9 protein-coding genes, 1 tRNA gene and 1 other RNA gene are annotated in these 14,848 nt (G+C 36.7%); all 11 read left to right on the forward strand.

The genetic code is table 11. The features are described 5' to 3' along the window. Positions 1–65: 65 nt before the first annotated feature. The 11 genes from gltB to recR all read left to right on the forward strand — a co-directional run bounded on the left by gltB (position 66) and on the right by recR (position 14,149). The gene (gene gltB, locus HMPREF2580_RS04735; RefSeq protein ID WP_070830736.1) at positions 66–4,562 is read left to right on the forward strand and encodes a glutamate synthase large subunit; all 4,497 of its coding nucleotides are present in this window, start codon (positions 66–68) and stop codon (positions 4,560–4,562) included. 21 nt (positions 4,563–4,583) lie between these two features. After that, positions 4,584–6,047, forward strand: coding sequence for a glutamate synthase subunit beta (locus HMPREF2580_RS04740; RefSeq protein ID WP_070830738.1), 1,464 nt, complete (start codon positions 4,584–4,586; stop codon positions 6,045–6,047). Positions 6,048–6,108: 61 nt separating this feature from the next. Then, a tRNA-Ser gene (locus HMPREF2580_RS04745) sits at positions 6,109–6,201 on the forward strand. 179 nt (positions 6,202–6,380) lie between these two features. Next, entirely contained in the window at positions 6,381–7,832 is a 1,452-nt protein-coding gene (gene treP / locus HMPREF2580_RS04750; protein ID WP_070830740.1) for a PTS system trehalose-specific EIIBC component, read from the forward strand. Between the two features lie 32 nt (positions 7,833–7,864). Then, positions 7,865–9,499 (forward strand): alpha,alpha-phosphotrehalase, encoded by a 1,635-nt coding sequence (gene treC, locus HMPREF2580_RS04755; RefSeq protein ID WP_070830742.1) that lies wholly within the window; start codon positions 7,865–7,867, stop codon positions 9,497–9,499. A 22-nt stretch (positions 9,500–9,521) separates the two neighbouring features. Then, positions 9,522–10,241: a trehalose operon repressor gene (gene treR, locus HMPREF2580_RS04760; RefSeq protein WP_070830744.1), complete on the forward strand. Its 720-nt coding sequence runs from the start codon at positions 9,522–9,524 to the stop codon at positions 10,239–10,241. Positions 10,242–10,362: 121 nt separating this feature from the next. After that, positions 10,363–10,632: signal recognition particle sRNA large type (gene ffs, locus HMPREF2580_RS04765), an RNA gene on the forward strand. Positions 10,633–10,833: 201 nt separating this feature from the next. Then, positions 10,834–11,364, forward strand: a complete 531-nt coding sequence (locus HMPREF2580_RS04770; RefSeq protein ID WP_070830746.1) for a GNAT family N-acetyltransferase — start codon at positions 10,834–10,836, stop codon at positions 11,362–11,364. A gap of 70 nt (positions 11,365–11,434) precedes the next feature. Further along, on the forward strand, positions 11,435–13,141 hold the full coding sequence (gene dnaX / locus HMPREF2580_RS04775) for a DNA polymerase III subunit gamma/tau (RefSeq protein WP_037541800.1): 1,707 nt from the start codon (positions 11,435–11,437) through the stop codon (positions 13,139–13,141). Positions 13,142–13,228: 87 nt separating this feature from the next. After that, on the forward strand, positions 13,229–13,546 hold the full coding sequence (locus HMPREF2580_RS04780; RefSeq protein WP_002434018.1) for a YbaB/EbfC family nucleoid-associated protein: 318 nt from the start codon (positions 13,229–13,231) through the stop codon (positions 13,544–13,546). Between the two features lie 6 nt (positions 13,547–13,552). Further along, positions 13,553–14,149 carry a recombination mediator RecR gene (gene recR / locus HMPREF2580_RS04785; RefSeq protein WP_070830748.1) on the forward strand — a complete coding sequence of 199 codons (597 nt, stop codon included), beginning with the start codon at positions 13,553–13,555 and terminating at the stop codon, positions 14,147–14,149. Positions 14,150–14,848: the final 699 nt, after the last annotated feature.

Raw genomic sequence — 14,848 nt, forward strand, 5'->3', positions numbered from 1 at the left:
ATTACATTATAGTAATTATTATCAAACTAAAATTGTCAGAAAATTCTAATAAGGGAGTGTGCATCATGTACAATGAGAAATTAAAAAAGGGTTTGTATGATTATCGTGAAGAACATGATGCGTGTGGTATTGGATTCTATGCCAATATGGATAATAAAAGATCTCACGATATTATAGAAAAGTCTCTAGAAATGTTGCGACGATTGGATCATAGAGGTGGCGTAGGAGCTGACGGAATCACTGGCGATGGTGCCGGTATTATGACTGAAATTCCATTTAAGTTTTTTGACCAATTAACTGACATCAAAGTTCCCGGTGAAAGACATTATGCCGTGGGATTATTTTTTTCTAAAGAAAAAGTAAAAGATTCAGCACATGAAGCCGTGTTTAATTCATATTTTGAAAGTGAAGGATTTAACGTTATTGGATATCGAGACGTGCCTGTAGATACCAATGCGATTGCTAAGCATGTTGCAGACACAATGCCATATATTCAACAAGTATTTGTAGATATCAGAGGTGTTGAAAACGTTGAGAAACAATTGTATTTAGCTAGAAAGCAAATTGAGCGTTATGGAGAAGAACAATCTCTAGAACTATATTTCACAAGTTTATCTAAAAGAACAATTGTATATAAAGGTTGGTTACGTTCAGATCAAATTAAAGGGTTGTACTTAGACCTACAGAATGAAGATTTCCAGTCGAAATTAGGACTAGTGCACTCTAGATTTAGTACAAATACATTTCCAAGTTGGAAGCGTGCGCATCCCAACCGTATGCTCATGCACAACGGTGAAATTAATACAATTAAAGGTAATGTAAACTGGATGAGAGCACGTCAAAATAAGTTAGTTGAGACTTTATTTGGTGATGAGAAGGATAAGGTTCACTTCATTGTTGATGAGGATGGAAGTGACTCTGCAATTGTGGATAATGCGCTCGAGTTTCTTTCTCTAGCAATGGAACCTGAAAAAGCTGCTATGTTGTTAATTCCAGAGCCGTGGTTATACAACAAGTCTAATGATAAGAATGTCCGTGCTTTCTATGAATATTATAGCTATTTGATGGAACCATGGGACGGTCCTACAATGATTTCATTTTGTAATGGCGATAAAATTGGTGCCCTTACTGACCGAAACGGTTTACGACCAGGTCGTTACACTATAACTAAAGATAATTTTATCGTTTTCTCTTCTGAAGTGGGTGTTGTTGATGTACCTGAGGAGAACGTTGCTTTCAAAGGTCAACTTAACCCAGGAAAGTTGCTTCTTGTCGACTTTTTACAGAATAAAGTTGTAGAAAATAATGATTTGAAAGCTGATATTGCTAGTGAATTACCTTATTTACAGTGGTTAGAGGAGTGTAAGATCGATAATCACTTTGAAGAGGTTAAATATGAGCCTTCTGATTGGGATGAGTCTACATTATTCCGTTTGCAAAAGCAGTTTGCTTACACAAAAGAAGATATAAACAAGTATATGGCAGATTTAGTAACAAGCAAGAAAGATCCGATTGGTGCAATGGGGTACGATGCGCCGATAGCAGTGCTCAATGACAAACCAGAATCACTATTTAATTATTTCAAGCAATTATTCGCACAAGTAACAAATCCGCCTATTGATGCCTATCGAGAAAAGATCGTAACAAGTGAATTATCATACTTAGGCGCTGAAGGGAATTTACTTCACCCTGATGAAACTGCTTTACAGCGTATTCAATTGAAGAAACCAGTCCTTACGGAAGCACAACTAGCAGCCATAGATCAATCACGTTTTAATGTGACTCATTTATCGACAGTTTATACAGAAAGTCTTGAGGCAGCATTAGAGGATCTTGGTGAAAGAGCTATAGAAGCTGTGAAGTCTGGTGCGAAAATCTTAGTATTAGATGACCAGTCACTTGTATCTGAAGAAGGATTCGCGATGCCGATGTTGTTGGCATTAAGTCATATCCACCAATTATTAATCCGTGAAGGGTTAAGAATGGAAACCAGCCTAGTTGCGCAATCAGGTGAAACAAGAGAAGTACATCATGTAGCATGTTTACTTGGTTATGGAGCTAATGCAGTAGTGCCTTATTTAGCACAGCGTACGGTAGAACAGTTAACACTTAAAGGTCAGTTAGCAGGTTCAGTTACCGACAATGTTGAAACTTATACGCAAGTGCTATCTGAAGGTGTGATTAAAGTGATGGCTAAAATGGGGATTTCCACTGTACAAAGTTATCAAGGGGCACAAATTTTTGAAGCAGTTGGTTTATCTCAAAAGGTCATCGATCAATACTTTACTGGTACGCAATCTAAATTATCAGGTATTAGTATTGAACAAATTGATAAAGAAAATAAAGCAAGACAGAGTGATACATCAGACTACCTTGAATCAGGAAGTACATTCCAATGGAGACAACAAGGTCAACATCATGCGTTTAATCCTCGTACTATTTTCTTACTACAACATGCTTGTCGAGATAATGATTATGAGTTGTTTAAGGAATTTTCCGAGACCGTCAATCATCAACGTACGGATCATATACGACATTTATTAGAGTTTAAAACGCAACGTGCGATTGATATTAGTCGCGTTGAGCCAGCGAGTGAAATTGTTAAGCGGTTCAATACTGGAGCGATGAGTTATGGTTCAATTTCAGCCGAAGCGCATGAAACTCTAGCACAGGCTATGAATCAAATTGGTGGTAAAAGTAATAGTGGAGAAGGCGGAGAAGACCCGTCAAGATATGGAATTCAAAAGGATGGAAGTAATAAGACGAGTGCGATTAAACAAGTTGCGTCTGGACGATTTGGTGTAACAAGTGATTATCTTCAACATGCTAGAGAGATTCAGATTAAAGTTGCGCAAGGCGCTAAACCAGGGGAAGGTGGACAACTACCAGGATCTAAAGTGTATCCATGGATAGCAGAAACAAGAGGATCGACACCAGGTATTGGATTGATTTCTCCGCCACCACATCACGATATTTATTCAATTGAAGATTTAGCTCAATTGATACATGATTTGAAGAACGCAAATAAAGAAGCGGATATCGCAGTTAAACTTGTATCGAAAACAGGTGTAGGAACGATTGCTTCGGGAGTTGCGAAAGCATTCGCTGATAAAATCGTCATTAGCGGTTATGACGGAGGAACTGGGGCTTCGCCTAAGACAAGCATTCAACATGCAGGTGTACCATGGGAAATTGGTTTAGCTGAAACACATCAAACGTTGAAGTTAAATGATTTACGTAGTCGTGTGAAATTAGAAACAGATGGTAAGTTGCTGACTGGTAAAGATGTAGCGTATGCGTGTGCGCTTGGAGCGGAAGAGTTTGGATTTGCAACTGCGCCACTTGTAGTGTTGGGATGTATTATGATGCGCGTGTGTCATAACGATACATGTCCAGTCGGAGTTGCTACGCAAAACAAAGATTTACGTGCGTTATTTAATGGTAAAGCACAACACGTTGTTAATTTTATGTATTTTATTGCAGAAGAATTGCGTGAAATTTTAGCTTCATTGGGATTAGAAACTGTTGAAGATTTGGTAGGAAGAACAGACTTATTAAAACGTTCATCACAACTAAGACCTGGTAGTAAAGCCGCTGCAATTCAAATTGAAAACCTTATCGAGCAGTCTGAAGGACCTAACACAAAACAAATATTACAAGATCATCATTTAGATATTGGTTTTGATTTAAATTATTTATATCCAGATGCTAAACATAGTATTGAGAATGGTCATTCGTTCACAGGAAGTTATGTTGTAAATAATGAACAACGTGATGTAGGAGTGATTACAGGTAGTGCCATCGCGAAACAATACGGTGAAGAAGGCTTACCAGAGGATACAATATTTGCTTATACGGAAGGTCATGCAGGTCAAAGTCTCGCTGCTTATGCGCCACGTGGATTAACTATTCACCATACTGGTGATGCAAACGACTATGTAGGTAAAGGGTTATCAGGTGGAACTGTGATAGTCAATGCTCCAAATGAAGCACGTGAAAATGAAATTATCGCTGGTAATGTGAGCTTTTACGGTGCTTCAAGAGGTAAGGCCTTTATCAATGGTAAAGCAGGAGAACGTTTCTGTATTAGAAATAGTGGTGCTGATGTTGTTGTTGAAGGTATTGGAGATCATGGTCTTGAGTATATGACTGGTGGACATGTCATTATTTTAGGTGATGTAGGTAAGAACTTTGGCCAAGGTATGAGTGGTGGTGTGAGTTATATCTTCCCTTCAGATATTGAACGATTCAAAAAGGATAACGCGCTCGAAACGCTAGCATTTAGCAGTGTGCATTATGACGAGGAGAAAGCATTAATTAAAGAGATGCTTGAAGCACATTATAAGCATACGCGCAGTCTAAAGGCACGAGATATTTTAGATCAATTTGAAAATGTGAGCCAATACGTAGTTAAAGTCATTCCAAAGGATTATCAATTGATGATGCAAAAAATTGATTTGCAAAAACGACAATTTGAACGTGTAGATGAAGCGATGCTCGCAGCATTTTACGATGATAGAGAAAGTATTGAAGAAACATTGCACCCAGCAGTAGTTTATTAGAGAAGTGGGGGAAGATAAATCATGGGCGAATTTAAAGGATTTATGAAATATAACAAACAGTCTTTGTCAGAATTGTCTTTAGTAGACCGTCTTTCTAACCATGATGCGTTTCAACAGCGTTTTTCTAAGGGTGAGGCCTCCATTCAAGGTGCACGTTGCATGGATTGTGGTACACCATTTTGTCAGACCGGTCTATCTTATGGAAGAGAAACAATCGGTTGTCCTATCGGTAACTATATCCCGGAATGGAATGATTTAGTATACCATCAAAACTTTAAGTCGGCTTATGAAAGGTTAAGTGAGACAAATAATTTCCCTGAGTTTACTGGACGTGTGTGTCCTGCACCTTGTGAAAATTCATGTGTAATGAAAATTAATAGAGAATCTGTTGCGATTAAAGGTATTGAGCGAACGATTATAGATGAAGCGTATGACAATGGCTGGGTTCAACCGAAGTATCCCGAAGGTAGCAAAGATCAAAAAGTTGCGATTGTTGGAAGTGGACCAGCTGGTTTAACAGCCGCTGAAGAGCTTAATATTAAAGGTTATCAAGTCACCGTCTTCGAAAAGGCGAATGAGCCAGGTGGACTACTTATGTATGGTATTCCTAATATGAAATTAGATAAGGATGTTGTACGCCGTCGTATAGCATTGATGGAAGAAGCGGGCATTGTTTTTAAAACAGGCGTTGAAATTGGTGTGGATATGGATAGAGAAACACTTGAAGAAATGTTCGATGCTATTATTCTGTGCACAGGTTCTCAAAATGCGAGAGACTTACCTTTAGAAGGACGTATGGGCTTTGGCATTCATTTTGCAATGGATTACCTTACTGAACAAACTCAGTATCTAAATGGTGAAATTGATGAAGTCACTATCACTGCTAAAGATAAGAACGTGATTATTATAGGTGCTGGTGATACTGGTGCAGACTGTGTTGCTACAGCTTTACGTGAAAATTGTAAATCAATTGTTCAATTTAATAAGTATACTAAACAACCCGAAGAAATTACGTTTGAAAGTAATACGTCATGGCCTTTAGCAATGCCAGTTTTTAAAATGGACTATGCGCATAAAGAATGTGAAGCGAAATTTGGTCAAGAGCCTAGAGCATATGGTGTGCAAACGATGCGTTACGATGTAGATAACATTGGAAATGTTCGAGGATTGTATACTCAAATATTACAAGAAACACCAGAAGGCATGGTAATGGCTGATGGTCCTGAGAGATTTTGGCCAGCTGATTTGGTCCTCTTATCCATTGGGTTCGTAGGGACTGAAACAACTATACCTCATGCGTTTGGTATTAAAACTGAACGTAATAAGATTGTCGCAAACGATACAGATTTCCAAACGAATCACCCTAAATTCTTTGCGGCTGGAGATGCTCGTCGCGGTCAAAGTTTAGTAGTATGGGCAATCAAAGAAGGACGTGCTGTTGCTCAATCTGTAGACCAATATTTAAGTAAAAAGGTTCTAGTGTAGACACAAAATAATTTTATTGACTTTTAATAAGCGCTATTATATGATTGTTATTGTGTTCATTGGAGGAATACCCAAGTCCGGCTGAAGGGATCGGTCTTGAAAACCGACAGGGCCTTAACGGGCCGCGGGGGTTCGAATCCCTCTTCCTCCGCCATTAGAATTAAAATCCAAGACTAATAGATACAAAAGGCAAGTACTTATCTTAATGAGTATTTGCCTTTTTTATTTTTGTCAAATATACTATCGACGATATTTTGAAAATATTATGTAAGCCTTTACATAACTTGTATAGACAAGTTATACTCTCTATAAGAAATTAAGGGAGTGAAGCCCATGGCTGTAAAAAGAAACGATGTAAAAGCCATCGTTGAAGCAATTGGAGGAAAGCACAATATAGACAAAGCAACGCATTGTGTGACACGTTTACGACTCGTACTGAATGATGACAGTAAAGTAGATAAAGATGCATTAAGTGATAATCCTTTAGTTAAGGGACAATTCAAAGCAGACCACCAATATCAAATCGTCATTGGTCCTGGAACAGTAGATGAAGTATACAAACAATTTGTTGAAGAGACAGGTGTAGAAGCGTCTTCTAAAGATGACGCTAAAAATGCGGCAGCACAAAAAGGTAATCCGCTGCAACGTTTAATTAAATTGTTGGGAGACATTTTTATTCCAATACTACCGGCTATTGTTACAGCTGGTTTGCTTATGGGAATTAATAATATTCTCACCATGAAGGGGCTATTTGGTGCTAAACCATTAATTGAAATGTATCCTCAAATCGCTGATATTTCGAATATCATTAATGTAATCGCTAATACGGCCTTTATTTTCCTACCGGCCTTAATTGGTTGGAGTAGTATGAGAGTATTTGGCGGTAGTCCGATTCTAGGATTAGTGCTTGGTTTAATCTTAATGAATCCGCAACTTGTGTCTCAGTATGATATTGGGAAAACTAAAATACCGACTTGGGATATTTTCGGATTGCATATCAAACAGCTTAATTATCAAGGTCAAGTGTTACCTGTACTTATCGCGACATATGTCTTAGCTAAGATTGAAAAGGTTTTAAACAAAGTCGTACATGATTCGATTAAAATGCTAGTTGTTGGGCCAGTTGCCTTACTTGTTACTGGATTCTTAGCGTTTATCGTTATTGGTCCCGTCGCATTAATCATTGGTACTGGAATTACGAATACAGTTACATTTGTGTTTGAGCATGCTGGTTGGCTTGGAGGAGCAATTTATGGCTTAGTTTATGCGCCTCTTGTCATTACAGGATTACACCATATGTTCTTAGCTGTGGATTTTCAATTGATGGGCAGTAAACTAGGTGGTACTTATTTATGGCCAATCGTAGCGATTTCTAATATTTGTCAAGGTTCTGCAGCGTTTGGGGCATGGTATGTCTATAAACGCCGTAAGATGGCTAAAGAACAAGGTTTAGCTTTAACGTCAGGTGTTTCGGGTATGCTAGGTGTGACTGAACCAGCTATGTTTGGAGTCAATTTACCATTGAAATATCCATTTATCGCAGCGATTTCAACTTCATGCGTGTTAGGTGCCGTGATTGGTGCGAATCAGGTTCTAGGAAAAGTAGGCGTCGGTGGTGTACCAGCTATCATTTCAATACAAAAAGAATATTGGCTAGTCTATGGCATTGTCACACTTGCAGCGATCATTATTCCGTTTTTTGTAACCATTTTCCTATCAAAATGGAGTAAACAAGAAGCTAAAGAAATAGTAGATGAACCAGAAGCAGAAAAAGAAAGTGAGTAATCTTTAAAAAATAGATATGAGGTGGGAAAAATATGGCGCAAAATGATTGGAGAAAATCAGTTGTCTATCAAATTTATCCTAAATCATTCAATGATACGACTGGTAATGGTGAAGGAGATTTAAATGGCATCATTGAGAAACTAGACTATTTAAAATATTTGGGTGTGGATTATTTATGGCTTACACCTATCTATGAATCACCAATGAACGACAACGGATATGATATTAGTAACTATTTTAAAATTAATGAACAGTTTGGAACAATTGAAGACTTTAAGCGATTAGTTGCTGAAGCGCACCAACGAGATTTAAAAATTATGTTAGACATTGTAATTAATCATACATCAACACATCATGAATGGTTTAAGGAAGCTATGCGTTCAAAAGATAGTCCGTATAGAGATTATTATTTCTTTAGAGAATCAAACGATGGCCCACCGACGAATTGGGAGTCTAAATTTGGTGGAAATGCATGGCAATATGATGATAAAACGGATGAATATTACCTGCATTTATTTGATGTTTCTCAAGCTGATTTAAATTGGGACAACCCTGAAGTAAGACGAGAATTATATAAAATTGTTAATTACTGGATTGATTTCGGTGTAGATGGTTTTAGATTTGACGTTATTAATCTTATATCGAAAGGTGCGTTTAAAGATTCACCTAAAATCGGAAAAGAGTTTTATACAGATGGTCCACGTGTTCACGACTATTTAAATGAGTTAAACCGTCATACATTTGGAGGTAAAGATTTGATGACTGTAGGAGAGATGTCTTCTACGACAATCGATCATTGCATTAAGTATACAAATCCTGAAAGACAAGAATTAAGCAGCGTTTTTAATTTTCATCATTTAAAGGTGGACTATGAAAATGGAGACAAATGGACTTATGCTGACTACGATTTTCACCAGTTAAAAAATATTTTGATGGAATGGCAATTAGGTATTCATCAAGGTGGAGGTTGGAATGCAATATTTTGGTGTAACCATGATCAACCTAGAGTAGTATCCAGATTTGGTGATGATTCTAATGAGGAATTACGTCAAGCTAGTGCGAAAACTTTGGCAATTGCATTGCATATGCTTCAAGGGACACCTTACATTTATCAAGGTGAAGAGATAGGAATGACGAACCCTCATTTTTCAATGATGAACCAATATCGAGATGTTGAGTCTTTAAATGCCTTTCAAGAATTGAAGCGCAAGGGCTATTCGGAAGATTATATCTTGAAAATTCTCGATCAAAAATCGAGAGATAATTCACGCACACCTATGCAATGGACGAATGGAGAGGCTTCCGGTTTTACAAGTGGGCAACCATGGATTGATATTGCTCCGAATTATAAAGAGGTGAATGTTGAACAAGCAATTGAAGATGATCATTCAGTATTTCACATGTATCGTCGCTTAATTGATTTGCGTCATAACCACGACATTCTCACTTATGGAGATATTACGCCTTTATATATGACACATGATCAACTTTTTATTTACCGTCGTAATTATCAATCTAAATCGTGGCTTGTGATTGCAAACTTTTCAAAAGAAGCGGTGATGATTCCAAGAGATTTAGATACTGAAGGAGATATCATTATTCAAAATGGTACAATAACGAATGACGAAATATCAGGTTTCGGGGCGATTGTCATCGAAACACATTAATGATAGTGAATGAGGCATGTTCATGAAGCGAAATAAGTTCCTAATGATTTATGAAGATTTAAAAAATAATATTTTATCGCAAGATTTAAATTATGGTGATCAATTACCTTCCGAACATGATTTAGTTGCCACTTATAATGCCTCTCGTGAGACCGTCAGAAAAGCATTAAATTTGCTTGAACGAGATGGAATGATTCAAAAAATGCGTGGTAAAGGTTCGATAGTTATTTTTCAAGAAATCACCGAATTTCCATTTACTGACTTGATCAGTTTTAAAGAAATAAAAGAGCGATTAGGCCTTAATTATCAGACAGAAGTCATCGTGAATGAAGTGGTAGAAGCACGTGAATACCCTAATGTTCAAAGAGAATTGAAGGTTGCTGAAAGAGAAGAATTGATTCATATTCAAAGAACACGTCGCATTAATAATCAAGTGAAGATTTTTGACGAAGACTTTTTCTTAAAAACTGTAGTTGATGATATTTCTGATGATATAGCCAAAGATTCAATATATGCTTATTTAGAAAAGGATTTAAATTTGAATATTAGTTATTCAAGTAAATCGATTACATTTGAACCTTTTTCTTCTATAGAATATGAAATATTTGGAAACCAACTTACGCCGTTTACAGCAACTGTTAGAAGTCAGGTTTATCTTAAAGACACGACATGTTTCCAGTACAATATTTCGAAGCATATTGCGACTGATTTTAAGTTTAAAGAGTTTTCTAGAAGACGATAAAAAGTGACGTGATGACTGGATCATTAATGCAATTTTAAATGTATGTAAAAGCGTATTGTGAGATGAAGATGAAATTTTTACGCTTGCAAATCGATGCGAAATTATAGTATTATAAATCTTACCGTGCTAGGTGGGGAGGTAGCGGTTCCCTGTACTCGAAATCCGCTTTATGCGAGACTTAATTCCTTTGTTGAGGGCGCATTTTTGTGAAGTCTGCCCGAAGCACGTAGTGTTTGAAGATTTCGGTCCTATGCAATATGAACCCATGAATCATGTCAGGTCCTGACGGAAGCAGCATTAAGTGGATCCTCATATGTGCCGTAGGGTAGCCGAGATTTAGCTGTCGACTTCGGTTACGTTTATGATATGCGTTCGATACAAAGGTGCATGGTTTTTATTTTGAGATTAAAGCAAATAAGATATAGATGAAAGAGTGGCTTATCATATGATGAAGTCGCTCTTTTTTTATTAAATGGATTAATTTCACATAATTTGTTAAGGTTATACCGAAATAAACTAAATGACGATGAAAAATATTGAGTGATAAACGATAAAAATAAATTGATGAATTCATATGAATCTTGGAGGAGACATGCAAATTTTTTTAAGTACGTTAACAGAAGTTGACTATGATAAATCCCTTGATAGTATTGAAAGAAATTATGATCAAGATCCTGAAACGAGTTGGAAAGAGCGTGCACTTGTTAAGAATCTTCGAAAGTCTGAGAATTACAATTATGAGTTGGAAGTCATTGCTAAAAATGAATCAAATGAAGTCGTAGGACATGTATTATTAGCAGAAATCACGCTGACCTCACAAAATGACAAACAAACCGCTCTTGCAATAGGTGCATTATCGGTCAATTCAGAGGTACGTGAACAAGGTTTAGGTAAAGCGCTGATTCAAGCGGTAGAGGAACGCGCTAAAGCGCAAGGCTATGAGGCGATTTTTGTTTTATGTGATACGGACTATTTTGAAAATCTAGATTATAAAGATGCTCAACAATTCGATATTGGCATAGATGAAGAACAGAAAGAACACGATTTGTATGTTAAATTCCTAAATTCAAATGGAGAACGTTTTTCTGGTATGACAGTAGAACTTCCTGAAGTGTTGAAATAATTTATTTTCATTGAAAAGAAAAGTGACGAGCATGATATAATGGTGAGTAATTGTTAATGGAGGTGCTACAGTGGATTACCAAGCTTTGTATCGAATGTATAGACCGCAAAGTTTTGATGATGTCGTTGGACAAACACATGTCACTAAAACGTTACGTAATGCGATATCCAAAGGGAAACAATCCCATGCGTACATTTTCAGTGGACCCAGAGGAACTGGGAAAACGAGTATCGCAAAGGTGTTTGCAAAGGCAATTAATTGTCTTAACAGTGATGATGGAGAACCTTGTAATGAATGTGAAATTTGTAGAGGAATTACTCAAGGTACCAATTCTGACGTCATTGAAATAGATGCTGCGAGTAATAATGGTGTAGATGAGATTAGAAATATTAGAGATAAAGTCAAATATGCACCAAGTGAGTCTAAATATAAAGTGTATATTATTGATGAGGTTCACATGTTAACGACTGGGGCGTTTAATGCGTTGCTTAAAACGCTTGAAGAACCTCCGGCACATGCAATTTTTATTCTTGCAACGACTGAACCACATAAAATTCCTCCTACGATTATTTCAAGAGCACAACGTTTTGATTTTAAAGCAATTAGCATGGATCAAATTGTAGACCGTTTGAAATTCGTAGCAGACTCTCAATCGTTGGACTATGATGAAGCGGCGTTAGAATTTATTGCAAAGGCTTCAGAAGGTGGCATGCGTGATGCACTGAGTATCATGGACCAAGCGATTGCCTTTGGAGAGGAAAAGTTAACATTGCAAGATGCATTAAATGTGACAGGCAGTGTTGATGAAGCGGCGTTAAACGAACTATTTAAAGATGTGGTCAATGGAGATGTAAAAGCAGCTTTCGGTAGATATCATCACTTTATATCTGAAGGTAAAGAAGTGAATCGTCTCATCAACGACATGATTTATTTTGTTAGAGATACGATTATGAATAAAACATCGAATGAAACGATTGAATTTGATGCCCTCATCGATTTCGAACTGGATATGCTTTATCGCATGATTGATATTATTAATGACACCTTAGTTTCTATAAGATTTAGTGTGAATCAGAATGTTCACTTTGAGGTATTATTAGTCAAACTTGCTGAAATGATTAAAGCACAACCACAAACTGTTCAGAATGTAGCAACGACGACTGTAGCGACAGAACCTGATAATGATGTATTGCTTCAGCGTATGGAACAGCTTGAAAATGAATTAAAAACACTGAAAGCACAAGGCGTTCCAAACGGAGGTCAAACACAACAACCTAAGAAACCTACGCGTACTGTTCAACGCTCTAAAAATGCATTTTCAATGCAACAAATAGCAAAAGTACTAGACAAAGCGAATAAAGAAGATATCAAATTGTTGAAAGATCACTGGCAAGAAGTGATTGACCATGCGAAAAGCAATGATAAAAAATCATTAGTGAGTCTGTTGCAAAACTCAGAACCTGTCGCAGCTAGCGAAGACCACGTGTTAGTTAAATTTGAAGAAGAAATTCATTGTGAAATCGTTAATAAAGATGATGAAAAACGTAATAATATAGAGAGTGTTGTATGTAATATAGTAGATAAATCTGTTAAAGTCGTAGGTGTTCCCTCAGATCAATGGCTCAGAGTAAGAGCAGAATATTTACAAAATCGTAATTCAAACGGTGATAATAGTAGTGAATCTGGAGAAGAACACCAACCAAAACAAGTTGATGTAGCACAAAAAGCTAAAGATTTATTTGGTGAGGAAACAGTACATATGATAGACGAAGACTGATACATGACAAGCAATATATTCGTATGTATAATGTAATAAAAGCGATTTATTAATGAGACTGTTTAATTTCAAGGAGGAAATGATATTATGCGCGGTGGCGGAAATATGCAACAAATGATGAAACAAATGCAAAAAATGCAAAAGAAAATGGCTCAGGAACAAGAAAAATTAAAAGAAGAACGTGTTGCCGGAACAGCAGGCGGTGGCATGGTTACTGTAACAGTGACTGGTCATAAAGAAGTGGTAGATGTAGAAATTAAAGAAGAAGCAGTAGATCCAGATGACGTAGAAATGCTTCAAGATTTAGTATTAGCTGCTACAAACGAAGCGATGAACAAAGCTGATGAGTTAACTCAAGAACGTTTAGGTAAACATACTCAAGGCTTAAACATCCCTGGAATGTGATAAATAATGCATTATCCAGAACCTATTTCTAAACTTATAGACAGTTTTATGAAACTGCCAGGCATTGGTCCTAAGACGGCTCAACGTCTGGCTTTTCATACTTTAGATATGAAAGAAGACGATGTTGTTCAGTTTGCTAAATCGTTAGTAGACGTAAAGCGAGAACTTACGTATTGTAGCGTTTGTGGTCATATCACTGAAAATGACCCTTGCTACATTTGTGAAGATAAACAACGCGATCGATCAGTGATTTGTGTAGTTGAAGATGATAAAGACGTTATTGCAATGGAAAAAATGCGCGAGTACAAAGGTCTATATCATGTGTTACATGGTTCGATATCGCCAATGGATGGCATTGGACCTGAAGATATTAATATTCCAGCGTTAGTTGAGCGCTTGAAAAGTGATGAAGTTAAAGAATTGATCTTAGCAATGAATCCGAATTTAGAAGGCGAGTCAACTGCTATGTATATTTCAAGGTTAGTGAAACCAATTGGAATCAAAGTTACACGCTTAGCACAAGGTTTATCCGTAGGTGGAGATTTAGAGTATGCAGATGAAGTGACATTATCTAAAGCCATTGCTGGAAGAACTGAAATGTAGATTGAAATTGAAAGGGAGTGGGACAGAAATATAATTTAGCAAAATTATTTTCGTTGTCCCTCACCCAACTTTCATTGTTTGTAGAATTTCTTAAAAAGAAATTCTCTATGTTGGGGCCCCGCCGGCAATGATGGCTAGGATTAAAAGAGGCTTGATATAAGCGCACTTTTAATTCAGACATCTACTGCCAATATGTTAAAGAAGGCTGAGACGATTAATTATGTCCCAGCTTCTTTTTTATTTGAGGAAAGGAATTTGAGTAGGGAATAGGATATTTGATAGAAAAAGTGTGAGGATGTAAGTATGGAAAGTCATCGAACGCTGTTGCAGAGTACAAAAAGTTTGGTATTGAGGGTAGATTCTAAATAAATTGAAAAACTTTTAAAAAAAGTTAAAGTTTGTGAAATAAAGGAGCTAGTGGATCTGTGAATTGTGCCAAAGCAAATTTCAAAGGTGAAAGGCGATTATTAAATCTTTATTTTGTATTTTAAGTTCGGATATTGGAGTTTGGATGTTTCAGAATTGTTAAGCTAGTGTAAATTTTACCGTTGTTAAAAAGCTCTAAAGCCTGTATAGTATTTATTTGTTGAGCGAAACAAATCAACTGAAATCTTAAACAGACATTTAAATTAATTATAAAAAAGTTGTTGACTTCAGCTTTGCAAAAGAGTATAATTAATTCTTGTCGGTAATAAAAAT

The organism is Staphylococcus sp. HMSC036D05 (genome assembly GCF_001836225.1).
In the GTDB taxonomy this organism is placed as follows: domain Bacteria; phylum Bacillota; class Bacilli; order Staphylococcales; family Staphylococcaceae; genus Staphylococcus; species Staphylococcus caprae.